Raw genomic sequence first — 21,348 nt, forward strand, 5'->3', positions numbered from 1 at the left:
GACTAATCTTGTTCCATGCGACATCTTCTCCGCCTGACCAGCTTCGCCCTCGCGCTCGCCGCCCTGCCCGCCGCGGCCCAGACCGCGGCGCCCGTCGAGCTGCGCATTCTCGCGATCAACGATTTCCACGGCAATCTCCGTCCGCCGCCGGGCGGCATCCGCATCAATGATCCCGAAGACAAGAGCAAGAAAGTGATGGTCGCCGCCGGCGGCGCCGAGTACATGGCAACGCTGGTCAAGCAATTGCGCGAGGGGCACAAGAACACCATCTTCGTCGCCGCCGGCGACCTGATCGGGGCGAGCCCGTTCCTGTCGGCGATGTTTCACGACGAGCCGTCGGTCGAGTCGCTCTCGATGATGGGGCTTGCGATCACCTCTGTCGGCAATCACGAATTCGACGAAGGCAAGACCGAGTTGCTCAGGATGCAGAACGGCGGCTGCCATCCGGAGGACGGATGCCAGGGACCGCATCCTTTCACCGGCGCAAAATTTCATTATCTTGCGGCCTCCACCATCGAGACTGCGACCGGCAAGAGCGTGTTGCCGCCTTACGAGATCAGGGAGTTCGAGGGCGTCCCGGTCGCCTTCATCGGGCTGACCTTGAAGGACACCGCCGGCATCGTCTCTCCGTCAGGCATTGCCGGGCTCGAATTCCGCGACGAGGCCGAGACCGTGAACGCGCTGGTGCCGCAATTGAAGGCGCGGGGCGTCGAGGCGATCGTGGTGTTGATCCACCAGGGCGGCGAGCCAAGCGGCGATTACAACGAATGCCCGGCGATTGCGGGGCCGATCGTCGACATCGTCAAGAAGTTCGACCGCGCCGTCGACGTCGTGGTCAGCGGCCACACCCATCGTGCCTATGTTTGCCAAATCGACGGCCGGCTGGTGACGAGCGGCGACAAATACGGCACGCTCGTCACCGCGATCGACCTCAAGCTCGATCCCGCAACACGCGACATCGTCAGCGCCAGGGCCGAGAACGTCATCGTCGCCAACGCTTCGCTCGCCAAGGATCCCGAGCAGACCGCTCTGATCGACGCCTACGACAACCTCTCGGCGCCGATTGCCAACCGGCCGGCCGGATCGGTGACGCAGACGCTGTCGCGCGTGCCGAACGAGGCTGGCGAAAGCGCACTCGGCGACGTCATCGCCGATGCGCAGCTTGCCGCAACCAGGGACGCCAAGGATGGCAGCGCTGTCATCGCGTTCACCAATCCCGGCGGCATCCGCACCGACATCATCCCGAAAGAGAACGGCGCTGTGTCCTACGGCGAGCTGTTCGCGAGCCAGCCGTTCCGCAACCGCCTTGTCACCATGACGCTGTCAGGCAGCCAGCTCAAGGACATGCTGGAGCAGCAATGGCTCGATCCGAAGCGGCCTCGGATTCTCCAGGTGTCGATCGGGTTCAGCTACAGCTGGGACGCATCAAAGCCGCTCGGCGAGCGCGTGATAGCCGACAAGATGACGCTCAATGGCAAGCCGATCGAGCCGGGTACCGGCTACCGTGTGACCGTCAACGATTACCTCGCCGTCGGTGGCGATGGTTTTACGGTCGCGAGACAGGGCGCTTCGCCGCAATATGGCGGCTATGACGCCGATGCGCTGTTTGCCTTCTTTAAAGCACATGGTCCGATCGGCCCGCTGCCGCCGACCCGCATCCTGCGGGTGAATTGATCCGGATCAAACCTGGGTGGAACGGGACGCCCTTTGCCATTCGCGATGGAACGCATAGATTGGGTTTTGCATTGCGTTTTGTCGTTGGATGCGCCAAGCGACGTCGAGAGTTCGTTCCCAGTGAGGCCGACCTGATGAGCACTCTTCTCCTTTCCCACAAGGCCTGCCTCGACCACGTCACGCCGCCGGGACACCCTGAAAGACCCGACCGCCTGCGCGCGGTGGAGGAGGCGCTGTCGGTTGAGCGCTTCCAGTTCCTGGCCCGCGACCTGGCGCCGGAGGGCGATCTCGACCTCGTCACACTGTGCCACAACGAAGATTACGTCACCGAGCTGCGTCACATCGCGCCGGCCAGCGGCCAGGTCTATATCGACGGCGATACCTCGATGTCCCCCGGCACGTGGGAAGCGGTGATGCGCGGCGTCGGCGGCGCCGTGGCTGCGACCCAAGCGGTGATGAACGGCGAGCACCGCAACGCCTTCGTCGCCGTGCGCCCGCCCGGCCATCACGCCGAGATCGGCAAGCCGATGGGCTTCTGCTTCTTCGACAATGCCGCGATCGCCGCGCGCCATGCGCAGCGCAAATATGGCATCAAGCGCGCGGCCATCGTCGATTTCGACGTGCATCACGGCAACGGCACCCAGGACATCTTCTGGTCGGACCCGACCGTGATGTACTGCTCGACGCATCAAATGCCGCTGTTTCCGGGCACCGGCGCCAAGGGCGAACGCGGCGATCACGACACCATCGTCAACGCACCGCTCGCTTCGGAAGACGGCGGGCCCGAATTCCGCAGTGCGTTCGAGAATTTGATCCTGCCGCAACTCGAAAAATTCAGCCCCGAATTGCTCATCATCTCCGCGGGCTTCGACGCGCATTACCGCGATCCGCTGGCCTCGCTGAATTTGCGTGCTGAGGACTACAGCTGGGTCACGCGCAAGCTGATGGACCTTGCCGACAAGTCCGCTGGCGGGCGCGTTGTTTCTGTGCTCGAAGGCGGCTACGACCTGCAAGGACTGAAAGAATCTGTTACGGCGCATGTCGGCGCCCTGATGGGCGCCTAGACAGACCCGCCACATTAAGCCCGCAAAACTCTGCTGTTTTACACGAGAAGCGAATCGGGCAATCGGAAACGGATATGGCCGAAAATACCCAAGTCGACGTCTCCCGGCTCACCTTCGAGCGCGCGATCGAGGAACTCGAAACGATCGTGAAGCGGCTTGAGGACGGCAAGGTGCCGCTCGAGGAATCCGTCACGATCTACGAGCGCGGCGAAGCCCTGAAGCGCCGCTGCGAGGAGCTGTTGCGCCAGGCGGAGGCGCGCGTCGACAAGATCACCATCGATGCGAGCGGCCAAGCCAACGGCACTGCACCGCTCGACGTGCAGTAAACGCCGTCGCACAAAAGCCGCCCGTTTTGGGCAATGGCCGCCTGCAATTTTTCATGATCGCACGCTGCCCTTCCCTTCAAGGGCTAAATGGCTGGGCCCATGAAGATTGGGGAACTGCCCCGCGAGGGAACCTCCGGCCTCTCGAATCCATCCGAAAAAGCCTCGCGCTTGCCCAAAATCCTGCCAAGGAACTGGGCAAGGCTGGAACCGTCCGCCGGCGCCAGGATTAACCACCCTGGCCCACGGGTTGCACGGGCATGCCCGTAATCGGTCGGGCCGGGTTGGCTTTGGCCCAAGCTTTGGTGTAAAGCTGCGCAGAGTGTGGCTTTTTGTTAGCTTTGACGTGGGGACCGATTTCCGACGACAAGCGCTTCAAATCGCTAATGAAATTGGCTGGGACGGACGAAGCCGATCTACGTGACAAGGATCACAGAGACTGAACCGGAGCGCACTTAAGCTCACCTAAGCTTGAAGACGGGGCTTTTGCCCCATGCAGGTGGCTCCGACGGTTTAAGGACTCGCGCTGCGCCGACATTGTGCAAACCCATCGCGCACCGGAACGATCTTCCGGCGCTGACAAATTGGAAATCGCCGTGAACGCATATAGTAAAACGCCGCTTCTCGACACCATCCGGACGCCGGACGACCTTCGCAAGCTCAAGGTGGAACAGGTTCGCCAGGTTGCCGACGAGCTGCGTCAGGAGACCATCGACGCCGTCTCGGTGACCGGCGGTCACTTCGGCGCGGGCCTCGGCGTGGTCGAGCTCACCACCGCGATCCACTACGTCTTCGACACGCCGCGCGATCGGCTGATCTGGGACGTCGGCCATCAGGCCTATCCGCACAAGATCCTCACCGGACGCCGCGACCGCATCCGCACGCTGCGCACCGGCGGCGGCCTCTCCGGCTTCACCAAGCGCAGCGAGAGCGATTACGATCCGTTCGGCGCCGCGCATTCCTCGACCTCGATTTCCGCCGGCCTCGGCATGGCCGTCGCACGCGACCTCGCCGGCGGCAAGAACAACGTCATCGCAGTGATCGGTGACGGCGCGATGTCGGCGGGCATGGCCTACGAGGCCATGAACAACGCAGGCGCCATGAACTCGCGCCTGATCGTCATCCTCAACGACAACGACATGTCGATTGCCCCGCCGGTCGGCGCCATGAGCGCCTATCTGTCGCGGCTCTACTCCGGCAAGACCTATCGCACGCTGCGCGAGGCGGCCAAGCAGATCAACAAGCGCCTGCCGAAGATCCTCGCCAACCGCGCCAACCGCGTCGAGGAATATTCCCGTGGCTTCATGATGGATGGCGGCACGCTTTTCGAGGAGCTCGGCTTCTATTACGTCGGCCCGATCGACGGTCATAACCTCGATCACCTGCTGCCCGTACTGAAGAACGTGCGCGACATGGAGACCGGCCCGATCCTGGTCCACGTCGTGACGCAAAAGGGCAAGGGCTACGGCCCGGCGGAAGCTTCCGCCGACAAGTACCACGCCGTCGTCAAGTTCGACGTCGCGACTGGCACCCAGGCGAAAGCCAAGCCGAACGCGCCGGCCTACCAGAACGTGTTCGGCCAGAGCCTCGTCAAGGAAGCCGAGAAGGACGACAAGATCGTCGCCATCACCGCGGCGATGCCGTCCGGCACCGGCGTCGACATCTTCAACAAGGCCTTCCCCGACCGCACCTTCGACGTCGGCATCGCCGAGCAGCACGCGGTGACGTTTGCCGCCGGTCTCGCGACCGAAGGCTACAAGCCGTTCTGCGCGATCTACTCGACCTTCCTGCAGCGCGGCTATGATCAGATCGTGCATGACGTCGCGATCCAGAACCTGCCGGTCCGCTTCGCCATCGACCGTGCGGGCCTCGTCGGCGCCGACGGCGCAACGCATGCCGGCTCGTTCGACAATGCCTATCTAGGCTGTCTGCCGAACATGGTGATCATGGCGGCGGCAGATGAAGCCGAGCTGGTGCACATGGTCGCCACTCAGGTTGCGATCAACGACCGCCCGAGCGCGCTGCGCTATCCGCGCGGTGAAGGCCGCGGCATCGAGATGCCCGAGGTTGGCGTTCCCCTCGAGATCGGCAAGGGCCGCATGATCCGCCAGGGCAGCAAGATCGCCCTGCTCTCCTTCGGCACGCGTCTGGCCGAGTGCGAGAAGGCAGCCGACGAGCTCGCCGCCCATGGCCTCTCGACCTCGATCGCGGATGCGCGCTTCATGAAGCCGCTCGACACCGAGCTGGTGCTCAAGCTCGCCCGTGACCACGACGTCCTGATCACGGTCGAGGAAGGCTCGGTCGGCGGCTTCGGCTCGCATGTCGCGCAGTTCCTGACCGACCAGGGCGTGCTCGACACCGGGATGGTCAAGTTCCGCACGATGGTCCTGCCCGACGTGTTCCTGGACCACGACACGCCGAACGCGATGTACGCCCGCGCCGGTCTCGACGCCAAGGGCATCGTCGCCAAGGTGTTCGAGGCGCTCGGCAAGGACGTCAAGACCGAGACGGTCAAGCTCGCCTGAGGGCGAGCTTCGGCCTGACGCGAAGCAGCGCGACGTTCATGAAAATCTATCTGGCAGGTCCCGACGTGTTCCTGCCGGATGCGGTCGAGATCGGCCGGCAGAAGGCCGCGATCTGCGCTGCCCATGGCCTCACCGGCCTGTATCCGCTCGACAACGCCATCGACCTCGCCGCGCCTGACGCTTCGCGGCAGATCTTTGCCGGCAACGAGGCCATGATGGACGATGCCGACGCCATCATTGCCAATCTGACGCCGTTCCGCGGCGCCGGCGCCGATCCGGGCACTGTCTACGAGCTCGGCTACATGGCCGGCCGCCGCAAGTTTTGCATGGCCTATTCCAACGATGGCACCACCTACGCCGACCGTGTCGGCCGCTTCATGCACGTCGCCTCCGAGGACGGGCGGCTGGTCGACGCACAGGGGCTGACGGTCGAGGATTTTGGCCTCGTCGACAATCTCATGATGATCCATGCGCTGGAGCTGCACGGCTGCCCGCTGGTGACGCCGGCCAAGCAGCCCGTCGACGTTTGGCACGATCTCGCCACGTTCGAGACTTGCGTCCGGATGGCAGCCGCGCGATTGATCGCTAGATAAGCGCTTCAGTCGTCTTTGGAGAACCGATGTCCCCTGCCCGCAAGCGCGCGGATGTTCTGCTGGTCGAGCGCGGCCTGTTCGAGAGCCGGGCGCGGGCGCGCGCGGCGATCGAGGCCGGCCTCGTCAGGGCTAACGACAAGCAGGTCGCAAAGCCCTCGGAGACGATCGCCGAGGACGCGGTGATCCAGGCCGAGCCTGCGCACCCTTACGTCTCGCGCGGCGGCGTCAAGCTCGCGGGCGCACTGGAGCGCTACCCAATCGACATCGAGGACCATGTCTGCCTCGACGTCGGCGCCTCCACCGGCGGCTTTACCGAGGTGCTACTGGCTAACGGCGCGAGCCTGGTGTTCGCCATCGACGTCGGCACCAGCCAGCTGCATGCTTCGCTGCGCGATCATCCCAAGATCGTGTCGATAGAGGAGACCGATATCCGCAGCTATGAAGGCAAGCGACTACCGGCGCGGCCCGATGTCGTCGTCATCGACGTCAGCTTTATTTCGCTCAAGGCGGTGCTGCCCGTGGCGCTGTCGCTCGCGGCTGCGCCGATGAGCCTGCTCGCCCTGATCAAGCCGCAGTTCGAGGCGGATCGGAAGCACAACAAGAAAGGCATCATCCGCCACGCCGCGGTGCATCAGGAGATCTGCGACGACATCGCGGCCTTTGCCGCGTCGCTCGGCTGCACCGACATCGAGGTGTTTCCCTCCCCGATTGCGGGCGGGGACGGCAACATCGAATTCTTCCTGGGCGCGCGCCGTGGTTGAACGCGTCACGATCGATCATGTCGGCCATCGCGGCGATGGCGTCTCGCTGACGACCGGCGATGCGGTCTACGTGCCCTACACGCTTGGCGGCGAGAGTGTCGAGGCAGACCATGTCGCGGGCCATCCTGACCGCCGCAAGCTGCTCGCGGTCGACGTCGCAAGTCCCGAGCGTGTTGAGCCGTTCTGCCCGCATTTCGGCATCTGCGGCGGCTGCGCGATCCAGCATTGGGCGGCCGAGCCCTATCATGCCTGGAAGCGCAACATCGTGATCGAGACGCTGGCGCAGGCCGGCATCGATTGCGAGGTGGCGCCGCTGGTCGATGCCCATGGCGTTGGCCGCCGGCGCGTGACGCTGCACGGAAGGTTCGGCACGCATGACGTGCTGAAGGTCGGGTTCTCGGCGGCAAGCTCGCACGACGTGATCCCGATCCATCGCTGCCCGATCCTCGATCCCGCGCTCGATGGCGCGCTCGATGCCGCCTGGGCGCTCGCGGAACCGCTGACGTCAAAAATGCCAGTGACGAAGCCGCTCGATATCCAGGTCACCGCGACCGCCAGCGGCCTCGATGTCGACGTGCGCGGCTCCGGCCCGCTGCCGACGCCGCTGGTCACGGCGCTGTCGCGCGTCGCCGAGCAGCATCGCCTGGCGCGGCTGACGCGGCATGGCGAGCTGGTGCTGCAACGCGTGCCGCCGACATTGCAGATGGGCCGCGCCGAGGTGACGCTGCCGCCGGGCTCGTTCCTGCAGGCGACGGTGGCGGGGGAAGAGACCCTCGCTGCACTCGTTGCCGAGCGCGTTGGCAAGGCAAAGGAGGTTCTCGACCTCTTCTGCGGCGTCGGCCCGTTCGCTCTGAGGCTCGCCGAGAAGGCGCGTGTCGCGGCTTACGACAACGACGCCGGCGCGATTGCCGCGCTCGCGAAGGCCGCGCGCACGCCGGGGCTCAAGCCGATCAAGGCCGAGCCACGCGACCTGTTCCGCCGTCCGCTGGTGCCGCCGGAGCTGCGCGATTTCGATGCCGTGGTGTTCGATCCGCCGCGCCAGGGCGCACAGGCGCAGGCGCTCAAGCTTGCCGCGAGCAAGGTGCCTGTCGTGATTGCGGTATCCTGCAACGTCGCAACCTTTGGCCGCGACGCGCGGCTCTTGATCGACGGCGGCTACAAGATCGACGCGGTAGTGCCCGTCGACCAATTCCGCCACACGCCACATGTGGAGCTGGTGGCAAAGTTTACGCGTTAGCGCCGAAGCGCGCCCAACGCCGGCGACTCGCCCGGCAGCATGTTCGACCTGATGTCGCTGTCCATACGGCCCGAGTCCCGCTGGGTGAACCCGGCTCCGAACGACAGGCTGAGGTTAGATGTCGGCCTGAATTCGACACCGCCAAATGCGCCATAGCCGGGTGCAGCGCCGGAGGTCAGCGGCGCAACCGAACTGCCAATGCCGTTGCCATATTTCAGTGTGTCGAAACCGGCAAAGAACGTCACGGGCATGCCGCCCGCGCTCTTCATGTTGTAGCCGAACTGAGTGCTGTCGTAGGACAGCGCGCTGAGATTGCCGGCCAGACCTGCCTGGCTGAAACCGCTCAGACCGAGATTGCCGCTCTGGCTTCCGACAAAGAAACCGGGGCGAAAGCCGTAACCGTCGCGGGCATCGCCGGCATTGAAGCTTGGAAAGTTGCCGTAGCTGTCGGCGCTGCTGCCAAGACCGAAAGCCCCGCCCGGGATCCAATACTGCAGGGGTGCGACCTGCGCATGAATGGGCGCCCCGCCGAGGCAAAGCACGGCGAGCAAAGCTGCAAAACCACAAGAGCGTGCGAGGCTGGACATTCCGGCTACCGTCAAAAGTGCTCCGATTATACCCTCCGAACATCGCGAATGCCAGCGGAGCAGCGCCGGCTGGCGCGTCATCAAGTTCCGGGATTACGTCTTGCCGACACGTTGAACCTCGCCCTCGCCAGATTGACCCACATAGAGGACGCACATGCTCAGGCCGCGGCTTTGACCGCGAAAGCCTGCGCAGTCCTGCACCGCGCAATTGCGCAGACCCTTGAAAATGCCCAGCGTTTGTATGGAGGCTGTCATGGAGGTCAATTCCGACAGGTTGAATGCCTTTATGGGAAAGATGATCACCGAGGTTGGGGCCGCGATCAACGCGTCGCTGGTCCTGCTGGGCGACAAGCTCGGTCTCTACCGCGTCCTCGCCGCCAAGGGACCCATGAATTCCGCTGAGCTGGCAAGAGCCACCGGAACGAACGAACGCTACGTCCGCGAGTGGCTGGCGAGCCAGGCGGCTTCCGGTTACGTGGAATACGACTCCGTTTCCGGCAAGTTCTCGATGCTGCCGGAACAAGCAATGGCGCTTGCCGACGAGGACAGCCCGGTGTTTCTCGGCGCAGTCGGCAATGTCATCGCCGCGGCGTTTCTCGACGAGCCGAAGATTACGGATGCATTCAAGTCCGGTAAGGGCGTCGGCTGGAACCGGCGCAGCGAGTGCCTGTTCTGCGGCACCGCCCGCTTCTTCCGCACCGGCTACATGCATCATCTGGTGCAAGAATGGTTGCCCGCGCTCGACGGTGTCGTGGACAAACTGAAGCGCGGCGCCAAGGTCGCCGATGTCGGCTGCGGCCACGGCGTCTCGACGCGGCTGATGGCGGAAGCCTTTCCGAACTCGCGCTTCTATGGCTTCGACTATCACGAGGGCTCGATCGAGGCGGCGCGCAAGGCGGCAGCCGAGGCCAAGCTCGGCGATCGCGTCAACTTCGCGGTTCACTCGGCCAAGACCTATCCGGCCGAGGGCTACGATCTCGTCTGCTTCTTCGATTGCCTGCACGACATGGGCGATCCCGTCGGCGCCATCAGCCACGTGCGTCAAACCATGGCGAAGGACGGCACCTGCATGCTGGTCGAGCCGTTCGCGGGCGACCGCCTCGAGGATAATCTCAACCCGGTCGGGCGCGTCTACTATGCGGCGTCGACCATGATCTGCACGCCGGCCTCGCTCGATCAGGAGGTGGGCCTCGCGCTTGGCGCGCAAGCCGGCGAGGCAAGGCTGCGCAAGGTCGCCAGCGAAGGCGGCCTGTCGCGCTTCCGTCGCGCCGCCGAAACACCCTTCAACCTGATCCTGGAGGCACGGATCTGATCTTCACCGGGCGCCGCAATCCAGACTGTCACTGAGGAGAGATTCTGGATTGCTTCGCTGCGCTCGCAAAGACGATGCGGAGACAATGCAGCCCAACAGGAAGCAGCCGTAAGCGGCTACGCCGTCACGTCGACCGAGGACGATGAATCCGCCGGCGGATATTTCGTCACGGGCACCATGAAGGACCTCGTGCCGACCTGATAGATGATCTTGCCGTTCTGCCCGTCATCCGTCGCGATCTGGGATTGCCCGAACATGATGACGTTCTTGTAGACGATGCCGGTGCCCTGGCGGGTGATGCCGTCGGTGGTGACGCTGACCTGCGCTTCGTTGCCGTTGACGGACAGCACGCGAAAGCTCGCGCTCTTGCCGTTGTCACTGGAATAGCCCCCCAGCTTCCCATAAGACGGCTGTCGGAGGCCGGTGGCGCCTGTTTCGCCAGCGTCGCGGTCTGCTTGCCGGCGCCTCCCGCCGAGAACAACAGCACGAGGTTCTTGCCGTCCTTGGTGCCGACCGTCACCGAAGGTGATGAGCGAGCCGGTAATCTGTGCAAAACCACGCTCGGTGTGCCCGTTATGGGTGTACTCGACCTGTGCACGGCTGCCGCGGATGTTCACGACCTTGAAGCCGACGGGCTGGTTATTGCCTGCCCAATTGCCCTTCCATTCACCGAGCAGAGCGCTCTGGTGATACATCCGCTCATTGGCGGGCGAAATCTGGCTGGTGCTTTGCGTGACGATGGCCATGAATCTGCTCGGAAGCAGCGTCAGAAACATTCAGAAACACATCGAATAGGCCACGCCGCAGTCAACCAACGGTTAATCCAACCGTCGCGCGCGGCGAGACAATTGGCCTCACCGGGGGTGGGACTTTAGCGGCCCCAGCGGTCCGACCAGATTTTCTCGCCGATCAGGCAGTTCACGCGCGGCTCCTTGTCCTTCTCCGCAACGTGCACGACCGGATGCTCGGGTGTGCGGCCTGCAACTTCCATCAGCAGCTTGGTGCGGATCGCTTCCTTGAACTTTTCGCGATCCTTGATCGAGATCACGAAGGAGCCGGGACCGCCGATGACGCAATCCTCGTAATAGTAATCGAGGTTGTCGATATCCATGGTCGAATAGGATGGCTCCTTCACCATGATCGGCAGGCCGTTGATGATGATGCCTTTCTCGAGCGCAGCATCCCGCGCCAAGGTGACCGGGCTGCCATTGTTGTTGGGGCCGTCGCCGGAGATGTCGATGACGCGGCGAATTCCGCGATAGGGATCCTCATCGAACAGCGGCATCGCAAATCCGATCGCGCCGGAGATCGAGGTGCGTGAGGCGCGCCGGATTGGCGTCTTCATGATCTCGGTTGCGACCGCGTCCGCCGTCTCCGGTCCGTCGATGAGACGCCACGGGATGATGATCTTCTGATCGGAGGACGCGGCCCATTCGAAATAGGTCACCGCGATCCTGCCGTTGGGGCCGACCTTCAGCGCCTGCAAAAACTCCTTGGACTGGATCGCCTGCGCATAACCCTCGCGCTGAATCGCGAGTTCGTCCATGTCCATGGAGTAGGAGACGTCGACCGCGAGGATCAGCTCGACATCGACCGACTGCGCGTCACCGTCGGCCGCCTGTCGCTGATGTCTTGACGGTTCAAATTTCGGCGGTTCAAATTTAGGACTTGGTGCCGCGATGCCCGCGACATCCCCTCCGGCAAGCACGCCGGCCACCAGCACAGCCCCGATCGAGAACAGCAAGCGCATCGCAGCCTCCCGTCGTATGACGCGATGGTGACATGCAAACGGCTTGCCGCAAAGTGCGAAGATCGCTTGTGCTTCACATTCAGGTTAGAGATTTGCAGGTTAGATATTTGCCAGGTTAGAGATTTGCGCGTTGGGATTTTCGTGCGTTGTGCGAAACCACCGCCATATAGCCACGCTGGCGCCGCCATGGGACAGAGCGCCCGCCTACTTGTTCCCTGTGATTTCCATGCTAGGCTGACCATGCAGATGGGGATGGAGTCCCCCGACAACCGCCCGGCGGCCGAACGACCGTAGTGGGCTGATGACTCCTGCTTGAGGTGAGGCATTCATGAGCCTCTGCCTTAGGCGGGAGCATGGACAAGCCCGCCGCTGGCGGGTTTTTTGTTGTCTGAATACGAAGGTCAGGACGTGACGACGACCACACCGAATGCTGCGCGCACCAGGCTGCCCAGGGGAATCTGGGTGCTCGGCTTCGTCTCGATGCTGATGGACATCTCCTCCGAGATGATCCACGCGCTGCTGCCGGTCTATCTCGTCACCGTGCTCGGCGCCTCCACGCTCACCGTCGGCTTCATCGAGGGTATCGCGGAGGCAACCGCTTCGATCACGAAAATCTTCTCCGGCGCGTTGTCGGACTGGCTCGGCCGGCGCAAGCTGCTCGCCGCCCTCGGCTATGGCCTGGCCGCCCTGACCAAGCCGCTGTTCCCCCTTGCCCCCAGCGTCGGCTGGCTGGTCGCGGCGCGCTTCATCGACCGCGTCGGCAAGGGCATCCGCGGCGCCCCCCGCGATGCGCTGATCGCCGATATCTCGCCAGCGGGCCTGCGCGGCGCGAGCTTCGGCCTGCGACAATCGCTCGATACGGTCGGCGCCTTCGTAGGACCACTCGCCGCGATCGGCCTGATGTGGTGGACGGCGGATCATTTTGCCGCGGTGTTCTGGGTGGCCGTCGTACCGGCGTTTTTGTCCTTTGGCCTGATCGCATTCGCGGTCAATGAGCCGGAGCCGGACGCAAGTCGAAAGCCTGCCAAGAACCCTCTCAACACCGCCGCCATGCGGCAGCTGGGGCCCGTATACTGGCGCGTCGTCGCGGTCGGCGTCGTCTTCACGCTCGCCCGCTTCAGCGAGGCCTTCCTGATCCTGCGTGCGCAGAACATCGGCCTCAATGCGATGTGGGTGCCGGCGGTGCTGGTGCTCATGAACATCACCTACGCGCTCTCGGCCTATCCGGCCGGTGTGCTGTCGGACCGGATCAACCGGACTGCCCTGCTCGCGCTCGGCCTCGTTTTTCTCGCCGGCGCCGACCTCGCACTCGCACTGCTGCCGAGCCTCCCCGGCCTCGCACTTGGCGTCGTGCTCTGGGGTCTGCACATGGGACTGACGCAAGGCTTGCTCTCGGCCCTCGTCGCCGATACTGCACCATCAGCGCTGCGCGGCACCGCCTTCGGCTATTTCAACCTGTTCACGGGGCTTGCCTTGCTGGCGGCGAGCGTGATCGCCGGCGCGCTGTGGGACGCCTATGGTCCGGTCGGCACCTTCTTCGCAGGGCTTGGCTTCGCGCTGGCCGCGCTCGCGGGACTGCTTGCCGTCGGCAACGACTTGAGGGCGGAGAGCTAGGAATGACGGGAGACGGTTCATCGTGCTGAGCGGAGTGATCGCAATCGTGGTCGGCTGCGTGCTGGGCGGCTGCGCCCGCTATTTCGTTTCCGGCGTGATCGCGCGGCGGCTGGGCGAGACCTTTCCCTGGGGCACCATGACGATCAACGTCACTGGCGCCTTCCTGATCGGCATCTTCGGCGCGCTCGCGACCCATCCCGGCTCGGTGTTCGCCGCGCCCAACCCGTGGCTGTTTGCAGTGACGGGGTTCCTCGGCTGCTACACCACGGTGTCTTCGTTCAGCCTGCAAACGCTGACACTCGCCCGTAACGGTGAGCCGGCGCACGCACTCGGCAATGTCGTGTTCTCGGTTGGACTGTGCCTCCTCGCCGTCAGTTGCGGCTTCTTCCTCGCCGACGGCTTTGGGGCTAGAGGCGGATGAAATTGCCCTCTTTCACCGACCGCTGGCCCAGCGCGATGCTTTATGCCTGGGTTTCCTTCGGGAGCATCCTTGGCGGGCTGGCGCGCTATTTCGTCTCGCTCGTGCTCGAGACCGGCCCGGGTTTTCCGTTTGCTACGCTGTTCATCAACGCCACGGGATCCATGATCATTGGCTTTTATGCGACATTGACAGGTCCTGACGGCCGCGTGCTGGCGCGGCCCGAGCACCGGCAGCTCGTCATGACCGGGTTCTGCGGCGGCTACACCACGTTCTCGGCCTTCAGCCTGGAAACCTTCCGCCTGTTCCATGGCGGCATGAAATTGACCGCGCTCGCCTATGTCGCCGCGTCCATCGTCTGCTGGCTGGTGTCGGTCTGGCTCGGCCATATGATGGCGAGCCGCTACAACCGCTTGAAAAGGAGTTGACCATGCAGATCCCCAATCAGGCTGTTTCACTCCGCATTTTCATCGGCGAGAGCGACTATTGCGAGGGCAAGCCGCTCTATGAAGCAATCGTGCTAAAGGCGCGCGAGCTGCACCTTGCCGGTGCCACAGTGCTGCGCGGCCCCATGGGCTTCGGCAAGTCGAGCCGGCTACACACCTCGAAGATCCTGCGGCTGTCGGAGGATCTGCCGTTGCTGATCGAGATCGTCGACAGCGAGGACAACATCAACGCATTCCTGCCCATCCTGGATGGCATGATGTCGAGCGGGCTGATCACCTTGGAGAAGGTGCAGGTCCTGCAATATGGTAAGAAGGCCGCGAGCTGATCGCCGGCAGGAACCCAAGCCCGCCGTTTCCGGGAGGCGGAATGAACGACACTGTCACCACGCCGAAAACCAGGACCAGGACCAAGGTCGAGCGGCCAAAGCTGCACAAGGTCATCCTGATCAACGACGACTACACCCCGCGTGAGTTCGTAACCATGATCCTGAAGGCCGAATTCCGCATGACCGAGGATCAGGCCTACAAGGTCATGATCACCGCGCACAAGTTGGGCGCCTGTGTGGTCGCCGTGTTCACCAAGGACGTCGCTGAAACCAAGGCCACCCGCGCCACCGACGCCGCCCGCACCAAAGGCTATCCGCTGCTGTTCACGACGGAGCCGGAGGAATAGGGCTTTAGCCCCGGCTCCGACGCACACGAGGCGCCTTGCGCGGGCTGCTCGGGGGCGGATGCTCCTGAACGTGCGTCCAGAACGCTTCGGCCGCCGGCGTCAGTCGCGATCGCGGGCGGAACACGCGGATCTCGATCGGTATCTCCCACTCCTGTCCGCCGGCCTTCACCAGCGCGCCCGATGCAAGCTGATCAACGATGAGGCTCTCGGGAAGCCAGGCCATGCCGCGGCCGGCCTGGACCATGGTGACGAGAAGCTTTGCAAGATGCGACGTGAACGCCGGTTTCAGATGCGCGCCAAGCGGCGAGGTCGAACGTACCGCGTCGAGGATTTTTCCCATTCCGGACTCCTGACGGTAGCTCAGGACCTGCACCGGTGCGGCTTCCGTTCCAGGAAGCCTGAAGCGCGCGGCCCTGCCTGATCGCGATGCCGGCACGGATGCCGGGATCAGGCAGTCGTCGCCGACATGAGCCGAGCGGAATTGCGAGGTCGTCAGCGCTGTGACGACGGCGGGATGATGGTGGCAAAGCAAAAAGTGCACCTCGCCCGCAAGCAGCATGCGCTCGCACGCCTCCATGTGGTTGGCGACCAGCTGGACGTTCGGCACGAATGACAGCATCGTTTCGATTCCGCGCAGCCAGTCCGGAAAGAACGTCAGCGACAGCGCATTGGTCGATGCGAATTTCAACACGTCGGAAGCGCCGCGCGCGAGCTCCTGTGCCTCCAGGCGGCCGGCGGACAGGCGGCGGACGATGTCCTCGGCGGTCAGGCGGAATGCATCACCGGCGGGCGTGAGGCTGACCGCGTGGGTCGTGCGCTCGAACAGCGCCGCCCCGGCCCACACTTCCAGCGCCTTGATCCTGCGGCTCAGAGCCGGCTGCGACGAATTCCGCTGCTCGGCCGCGCGCGAAAAGCTGCGGGCCGATGCCACCGCGATGAAATCGTGCAGCCAGTTGATCTCCATGGCACCGCCTTGCTTATGCAAATACCGCATAATCATATCACGAGGTGACATTGGATTTCCAGAAGGCCGTCCTGCACCCTCGAAGAAAGTCAGATTTCTCTGGAGAGGCCGAATGTCCGGGCGCACGCTCTACGACAAGCTGATCGATACGCATATGGTTCGGCGCCTCGACGATGACGGGCTGGTGCTGCCCTATGTCGATCGTACCGTGCTCAACGAATATACCAGCCCGCAGGCCTTTGCCGGCCTGCGCGCCGCCGGACGCAAGGTCTGGAATCCGTCCGCAGCGCTGATGGTGGTCGATCACGTCAATCCGACCGCGGCTCGCCGCACACGACAGATGCCGGATGCCGACGCCGCGCGTCAGGTCGATTATTTCGCCGACAACGCCCGCGACTTCGGCATCGAATATTTCGACATCCTCGATCCGCGCCAGGGCATCGAGCATGTCGTCGCCCCCGAGCAAGGGTTGGTCATGCCGGGCATGGTCATCGCCGCCGGAGACAGCCACACCACCGCGTACGGCGCCTTCGGCGCGCTCGGCTACGGCATCGGCACCTCCGACATCGAGCATTATCTGGCGACGTCGACGGTGTGCTACCGCCGACTGAAGACGATGCGCATCCATGTGACCGGGCATCCACCGCTCGGGGTGACGCCGAAGGACATCGTCATGGAGATCATCCGCCGCATCGGCGCCGATGGAGCCACCGGCTATGCGGTGGAATTCGCCGGCCCTGCCGTGACAGAGATGAGCGTCGAGGGACGCATCGTGATGTCGATCATGATCGTCGAAGCCGGCGCACGCGGCGTCGTCATCGCGCCCGACCAGAAGGTGCTCGATTATCTCAAGGGGCGGCCACGTGCGCCGAAGGGCGAGATGTGGGACCGCGCCGCAAAGACCTGGTTGCAGCTTCGCTCCGATTCCGACGCCCGCTTCGACCGGGAGATGACGATAGATGCCGGCGCTGTCGCACCGCTGGTGACATGGGGCACCAGCCCGGACCAGGCGATCGCCGTGACCGATCGCGTGCCGGATCCCGACAGCAATGTCACGGCGGAGCGCAAGACGGCGGACACACGTGCGCTCGCCTATATGGGCCTGACGGCGGGAACGCCGATCCAGTCGGTGCCGATCGATTTCGCCTTCATCGGCTCATGCACCAATTCGCGCATCGAGGATCTGCGCGATGCGGCGCGCATCTTCAGGGGCCGTCACGTCGCAACCGGCGTCCGCGCCATCGTCGTTCCCGGATCGACACAAGTCCGCGCGCAAGCCGAAGCGGAGGGGATCGCGCAGATCCTGATCGATGCGGGCGTGGAGTGGCGGCAATCGGGCTGCTCGATGTGCCTTGCGATGAACGACGACATTCTCGCGCCGGGGCAGCGCTCGGCCTCCTCGACCAACCGCAATTTCGAGGGCCGCCAGGGGCCCGGCGCGCGCACGCACCTGATGAGTCCGGCGATGGTCGCGGCCGCCGCGGTCACCGGCCGCATCACCGATGTGCGCGACCTGATCGGAGGAGATTTGCAATGACGCCGTTCCATCGCGTCTCCGGCGCTGCTGCACCGATGACGACGCCCAATATCGACACCGACGTGATCATGCCAAAGATGTTCCTGAAGGGTGTCGACCGCAGCGGTCTCGGCGACGGCGCCTTCAACCTGCTTCGGTTCATCGCGGGAAAGCCCAATCCAGATTTCGTGCTGAATAGGGACGGCTATCGTGACGCCAGCTTCCTGATCGTCGGATCGAATTTCGGCTGCGGGTCGAGCCGCGAGCACGCCGTATGGGGCCTCCAGCAACTCGGCATTCGCGCCCTGATCGGCACCACCTTCGCCGGCATCTTCAACGACAATTGCGCCAATAACGGCCTGCTGACGATCAGCCTCGATGCCGCCACGGTCGGCACCCTCGCCGGCATCGTCGCGAGCCCTGCGAGCAACAGGCTCACTGTCGACCTCGAGCAGCAGACCATCCGCAGCGACGGCGGCACCATTTTCTTCGCGATCGAGTCGGCGCGGAAGGAGGCGTTCCTCACGGGGCGCGATGCGATCAGCTCGACGTTGGTCTTTTCCGATGACATCCGCGCCTTCGAGGCGCGGCACCGGGCGGACAATCCCTGGTTCTGAGCGCGAGCGGAGCGCGCAGACCGGCAACCAAACAAACATAAAACGACAGAGGGAGGCATTGTTGACCGACACCACCATCAAGCTCACGGAGACGACGCAACCATCCGCGCTCACCGCGTTGAAAATCGGTCCGCTCCCGATCACCGTCTATTTTCCCGCAGCGCTCGTCTGCGCCGCCGCGGTCTATTCCGGAAAACTGCCAAATGATGTGATCGGCGGGCTCTCGGTGCTGATGCTGCTCGGCTTCCTGCTCGGCAAGCTCGGCCAGACCATTCCCGTCGTGAAGCGGATCGGCGGCACCGCGATCATGTGCCTGTTCGTGCCGGCCGCGATGGTTGCCTACGGCTTGATGCCGGAGACGGCGCTCAAGGCGATCACCACGACGTTCCGCACCGCCAACTTGCAGTATTTCTTCATTGCCTGCCTCGTCGCCGGCTCGATCCTCGGCATGCCGCATCGCGTCCTGGTGCAGGGGTTTCTCCGGATGTTCGTTCCGCTGCTGGTCGGCACAATCAGCGCCATCACCATCGGCATCACGGTCGGACTGCTGTTCGGTCATAGCCCGAGGGAGACGTTCTTCTTCGTGATCATGCCGATCATCGGCGGCGGCCTCGCCGAAGGTGTGCTGCCGCTATCCATTGCCTATTCTGAAATGCTGCACCGGCCGCAGGCCGAGCTCGTGGCGCAGATGGTGCCTGCGGCGCTGCTCGGCAACGTCGTCGCCATCGTCGCGGCCGGACTTCTCGCCCGTCTCGGCGAAAAACGGCGCGACCTCAACGGCCAGGGCATGCTGGTGAAAACAGGCGATGACGACATTCTGGGCCCGGCGCGATCCGACCACCCGATCGATCTCAGCCTGTTAGGTGCCGGCATTGTGCTGTCCTGCGTACTGTTCGTGCTCGGCATGGTGCTCGCGCCCTATACCGGCATTCCCGGCCCGATCCTCATGATCATCGCCGCGGTCGCGCTCAAGCTGACAAAGCTGTTGCCGGCCGAGATGGAGCTCGGCGCCTACCAGATCAACAAGTTCATGTCGACCAGCCTCACCTTCGCGATCCTGGTGGCGATGGGAACGCTGCTGGTGTCGTGGCAGCAGCTCGTGGCGTCGTTCAATCCCGGCTACATCGCGATCTGCACGACGACGGTGCTGGCGATGGTCGCATCCGGCTTCTTCGTCGGAAAATGGCTGAACATGTATCCGGTCGAGGCGGCGATCGTGACGGCCTGTCATTCCGGGCTCGGCGGCACCGGCGACGTCGCCATTCTCGGCGCCGCGGACCGCATGGGACTGATGGCCTTTGCCCAGATCGCAACCCGCGTCGGCGGCGCCATCATGATCGTGATCGCAACGCTGGCGATGAAGATCGCGTACTAGGGTCTTCACGCGACGGCCGGCATTGCCGCGCAACGCCGGCTAGCCCTTGAGGCGCGCCATGATGATTTCGTCGTGATAGGTGCCGTCGATCACGATCGCCATCCGCTTGATGCCCTCCTCGACGAACCCAACCTTGCGATAGAGGGCGGCAGCGGCGGTGTTGGTCGCGAAGACGCCGAGCTCGATACGCCTGAAGCCGAACACATCTGCCGCCTCAATGGCTTGCCGCAACAGCCGTTCGCCAAAGCCTTTGCCACGGAACTCCGGTACAAGCCCCATGAAGAGATCGCCGACATGCGCCGAGACCGCACGACTGGCCGGCGGCACGTTGCACCATCCGACCACGGCGCCGTCGACGACGGCGACGATTTGCGGATAGCCGCGCTCGACATTGCGTGCGACGAAGGCGCGGACCTGCTCGATCGGCGGCGCCTCCACCAGCGCGATGTATTTGCGCTCGCGGGCGACAATGTCGACGGCCGCACGAAAGGCGTCGGTGTCAGCGATCTCGATCTGGCGGAATTCGACATTCATGGGCGGCTTCGGTGCCTCACGCCATCACCACCGGCGTCTCCTCGGCGAGCCCGTATACCCGCTGCGCCTTGGAAAATCCTGCGATCGGAAAATCGCCGAGATCGCGCCAGTCATGCTGGCAGACATTGGCGAAGCCCTCTGACGCCACGACGGTGCGTCCCAAGCGGCCGGCGATTTTCTCCATTCTTGCCGCGAGATTGACGGCGGGGCCAATGCAGGTGAAGTCGAGCCGGTTGCCGCCGCCGATATTGCCATAGAGGATGTTGCCGACATGCAGTGCGACGCCGAAACGGAAGCGTTCGATGACGTCGCCGACCGGGAAAGCGAGCGCCTCGACGCTGGCGCGGGATTCGCGTGCGGCTTCGAGCACGCGCGCGCAGACATGTGCGGCATCGCCGACATATTCGTCGATCGGAAACACCGCGAGCAGGCCGTCGCCCATGAACTTCAAGACTTCGCCGCCGTGGCCGCGGATCGCCGCGACCTGACAATCAAAATAATGGTTGAGGATCTCGACCACCGTCTCGGCCGGCAGCCGGTCCGACAGCGCGGTGAAGCCGCGCAGATCCGACAGCCAGATCGCAGCCTGCATGGTGTCGTTGTGACCGCGGCGGATCTGGCCGCCCAGGATACGTGCGCCGGCGCGGTTGCCGACATAGGTGTCGAGCAGCATCTCGGCGGTGCGGCGCAAGCTGATGATCTCGCTGACGCGCGCGAGCGGCGCCACGAGGGTCCGGATCGCGGCGATGTCGTCTTCGCTGAAACCGCCGGGACGTCGCGTGACCCAGCTCGTCGCGTGGATCGAACCGTCGAGATATGGCATCGGCATCGCGAAATAGTCGGTCACGCCTTCGGCGCGCATGTCGTCCAGGAACGGAAACCGCTTGCTGTCCGGATCGTCCATCCGTCCCCGGACCTCCAGCCCCTCCTCGAACACGATCCGGAGCGGGCTCCTGGCGAATTCGGGCGTGTCCAGGATCTTGAAATCGACGGTGCCGATCTCGACCTTCTGGCCTTCCCGCCAGATGAAATTGCGGCCGAAGATTTCCGGATGCAGCGTGCGGATGAAGATGCCGAACCGCCACAGCGGCAGCCCGGCCTCGACCAGATGCTCGCAGACCTCGGCGATCATCTCGGAAGGGGTTCCGGATGACCTTGCGCCGTCGATCAGCCAGTTGGTGATGCGCTGAATCTCGGAGTTTTGCATGCCCGCATTTGCCGACGAAGTTGTGGAGCCGTCAAGCTGCGCGGTAGGCTGGTGCCGTTGGCGCTAGAGCGTTAGCCGATCAGGTTGCAAGTACCCTGCGGCCACGAAGTAGTTTGTGGATTCTGCGGGCGTGTAGGTGTCGACGATGCGACCAATAG

At 64.0% G+C, this 21,348-nt stretch carries 21 protein-coding genes, 1 pseudogene and 1 riboswitch; of the genes and pseudogenes, 16 read left to right on the forward strand and 6 right to left on the reverse strand.

The window, feature by feature from the left end; genetic code table 11:
- The first annotated feature begins 15 nt into the window (after window positions 1-15).
- From ABID58_RS27780 to ABID58_RS27810, 7 genes are all read left to right on the forward strand, one after another.
- On the forward strand, window positions 16-1,674 hold the full coding sequence (locus tag ABID58_RS27780) for a bifunctional metallophosphatase/5'-nucleotidase (protein ID WP_354035993.1): 1,659 nt from the start codon (window positions 16-18) through the stop codon (window positions 1,672-1,674).
- Window positions 1,675-1,808: 134 nt separating this feature from the next.
- A complete protein-coding gene (locus ABID58_RS27785; RefSeq protein ID WP_148752567.1) occupies window positions 1,809-2,738 on the forward strand; it encodes a histone deacetylase family protein in 930 nt (309 codons plus the stop codon).
- Window positions 2,739-2,812: 74 nt separating this feature from the next.
- Window positions 2,813-3,064: an exodeoxyribonuclease VII small subunit gene (locus tag ABID58_RS27790; protein WP_148752568.1), complete on the forward strand. Its 252-nt coding sequence runs from the start codon at window positions 2,813-2,815 to the stop codon at window positions 3,062-3,064.
- 593 nt (window positions 3,065-3,657) lie between these two features.
- The gene (gene dxs / locus ABID58_RS27795) at window positions 3,658-5,586 is read left to right on the forward strand and encodes a 1-deoxy-D-xylulose-5-phosphate synthase (RefSeq protein WP_354035994.1); all 1,929 of its coding nucleotides are present in this window, start codon (window positions 3,658-3,660) and stop codon (window positions 5,584-5,586) included.
- A 38-nt stretch (window positions 5,587-5,624) separates the two neighbouring features.
- Complete coding sequence (locus ABID58_RS27800; protein WP_354035996.1) at window positions 5,625-6,179, forward strand: nucleoside 2-deoxyribosyltransferase; 555 nt, start codon at window positions 5,625-5,627, stop codon at window positions 6,177-6,179.
- Window positions 6,180-6,205: 26 nt separating this feature from the next.
- Window positions 6,206-6,940 carry a TlyA family RNA methyltransferase gene (locus ABID58_RS27805; protein WP_354035997.1) on the forward strand — a complete coding sequence of 245 codons (735 nt, stop codon included), beginning with the start codon at window positions 6,206-6,208 and terminating at the stop codon, window positions 6,938-6,940.
- On the forward strand, window positions 6,933-8,177 hold the full coding sequence (locus ABID58_RS27810; protein WP_354035998.1) for a class I SAM-dependent RNA methyltransferase: 1,245 nt from the start codon (window positions 6,933-6,935) through the stop codon (window positions 8,175-8,177). Before ABID58_RS27805 ends, ABID58_RS27810 begins: the two co-directional genes overlap by 8 nt.
- Here the strand turns inward: ABID58_RS27810 and ABID58_RS27815 are convergent.
- Complete coding sequence (locus tag ABID58_RS27815) at window positions 8,174-8,764, reverse strand: hypothetical protein (protein ID WP_354036020.1); 591 nt, start codon at window positions 8,762-8,764, stop codon at window positions 8,174-8,176. The genes ABID58_RS27810 and ABID58_RS27815 overlap by 4 nt on opposite strands.
- Window positions 8,765-9,017: 253 nt before the next feature.
- Here ABID58_RS27815 and ABID58_RS27820 point away from each other — a divergent pair, with 253 nt between their 5' ends.
- Window positions 9,018-10,076, forward strand: coding sequence for a class I SAM-dependent methyltransferase (locus ABID58_RS27820; protein WP_354036000.1), 1,059 nt, complete (start codon window positions 9,018-9,020; stop codon window positions 10,074-10,076).
- A 116-nt stretch (window positions 10,077-10,192) separates the two neighbouring features.
- Here the strand turns inward: ABID58_RS27820 and ABID58_RS27825 are convergent.
- Window positions 10,193-10,822: pseudogene (locus ABID58_RS27825) on the reverse strand (hypothetical protein).
- A 125-nt stretch (window positions 10,823-10,947) separates the two neighbouring features.
- Window positions 10,948-11,826, reverse strand: a complete 879-nt coding sequence (locus ABID58_RS27830) for a DUF1194 domain-containing protein (RefSeq protein WP_148752576.1) — start codon at window positions 11,824-11,826, stop codon at window positions 10,948-10,950.
- A gap of 239 nt (window positions 11,827-12,065) precedes the next feature.
- A riboswitch (Fluoride riboswitch) is annotated at window positions 12,066-12,144 on the forward strand.
- A 90-nt stretch (window positions 12,145-12,234) separates the two neighbouring features.
- On the opposite strand from ABID58_RS27830, the gene ABID58_RS27835 reads away from it, so the two are divergent.
- Genes ABID58_RS27835 through clpS form a run of 5 tightly spaced genes read left to right on the forward strand, consistent with a single transcriptional unit; the run spans window position 12,235 to window position 14,977 of the window.
- Window positions 12,235-13,440: an MFS transporter gene (locus tag ABID58_RS27835; RefSeq protein ID WP_354036002.1), complete on the forward strand. Its 1,206-nt coding sequence runs from the start codon at window positions 12,235-12,237 to the stop codon at window positions 13,438-13,440.
- Between the two features lie 22 nt (window positions 13,441-13,462).
- The gene (gene crcB, locus ABID58_RS27840) at window positions 13,463-13,861 is read left to right on the forward strand and encodes a fluoride efflux transporter CrcB (RefSeq protein ID WP_354036003.1); all 399 of its coding nucleotides are present in this window, start codon (window positions 13,463-13,465) and stop codon (window positions 13,859-13,861) included.
- On the forward strand, window positions 13,858-14,286 hold the full coding sequence (crcB, locus tag ABID58_RS27845; RefSeq protein ID WP_148752579.1) for a fluoride efflux transporter CrcB: 429 nt from the start codon (window positions 13,858-13,860) through the stop codon (window positions 14,284-14,286). The genes crcB (ABID58_RS27840) and crcB (ABID58_RS27845) overlap by 4 nt, the downstream gene beginning before the upstream one ends.
- 2 nt (window positions 14,287-14,288) lie before the next feature.
- A complete protein-coding gene (locus tag ABID58_RS27850; protein WP_148752580.1) occupies window positions 14,289-14,630 on the forward strand; it encodes a DUF190 domain-containing protein in 342 nt (113 codons plus the stop codon).
- Between the two features lie 41 nt (window positions 14,631-14,671).
- On the forward strand, window positions 14,672-14,977 hold the full coding sequence (clpS, locus tag ABID58_RS27855) for an ATP-dependent Clp protease adapter ClpS (protein WP_148752581.1): 306 nt from the start codon (window positions 14,672-14,674) through the stop codon (window positions 14,975-14,977).
- 4 nt (window positions 14,978-14,981) lie between these two features.
- Here the strand turns inward: clpS and ABID58_RS27860 are convergent, their stop codons facing one another.
- Entirely contained in the window at window positions 14,982-15,971 is a 990-nt protein-coding gene (locus ABID58_RS27860; RefSeq protein WP_354036004.1) for a LysR family transcriptional regulator, read from the reverse strand.
- 82 nt (window positions 15,972-16,053) lie between these two features.
- On the opposite strand from ABID58_RS27860, the gene leuC reads away from it, so the two are divergent.
- The 3 genes from leuC (at window position 16,054) to ABID58_RS27875 (ending at window position 19,449) form a co-directional block, all read left to right on the forward strand.
- The gene (gene leuC, locus ABID58_RS27865) at window positions 16,054-17,478 is read left to right on the forward strand and encodes a 3-isopropylmalate dehydratase large subunit (protein WP_354036006.1); all 1,425 of its coding nucleotides are present in this window, start codon (window positions 16,054-16,056) and stop codon (window positions 17,476-17,478) included.
- Window positions 17,475-18,074: a 3-isopropylmalate dehydratase small subunit gene (gene leuD, locus ABID58_RS27870; protein WP_354036007.1), complete on the forward strand. Its 600-nt coding sequence runs from the start codon at window positions 17,475-17,477 to the stop codon at window positions 18,072-18,074. The genes leuC and leuD overlap by 4 nt, the downstream gene beginning before the upstream one ends.
- Window positions 18,075-18,135: 61 nt before the next feature.
- On the forward strand, window positions 18,136-19,449 hold the full coding sequence (locus ABID58_RS27875) for a 2-hydroxycarboxylate transporter family protein (RefSeq protein WP_148752584.1): 1,314 nt from the start codon (window positions 18,136-18,138) through the stop codon (window positions 19,447-19,449).
- A 39-nt stretch (window positions 19,450-19,488) separates the two neighbouring features.
- On the opposite strand, the gene ABID58_RS27880 is transcribed toward ABID58_RS27875, so the two are convergent.
- Together ABID58_RS27880 and ABID58_RS27885 are read right to left on the reverse strand one after the other, a co-directional pair.
- Window positions 19,489-19,983 carry a GNAT family N-acetyltransferase gene (locus ABID58_RS27880; RefSeq protein ID WP_354036009.1) on the reverse strand — a complete coding sequence of 165 codons (495 nt, stop codon included), beginning with the start codon at window positions 19,981-19,983 and terminating at the stop codon, window positions 19,489-19,491.
- A gap of 16 nt (window positions 19,984-19,999) precedes the next feature.
- Entirely contained in the window at window positions 20,000-21,190 is a 1,191-nt protein-coding gene (locus tag ABID58_RS27885) for an adenylate/guanylate cyclase domain-containing protein (protein ID WP_354036010.1), read from the reverse strand.
- Window positions 21,191-21,348: the final 158 nt, after the last annotated feature.

The sequence above is a fragment of the Bradyrhizobium sp. S3.2.6 genome, assembly GCF_040546885.1.
Classification (GTDB): Bacteria; Pseudomonadota; Alphaproteobacteria; order Rhizobiales; family Xanthobacteraceae; genus Bradyrhizobium; species Bradyrhizobium cytisi.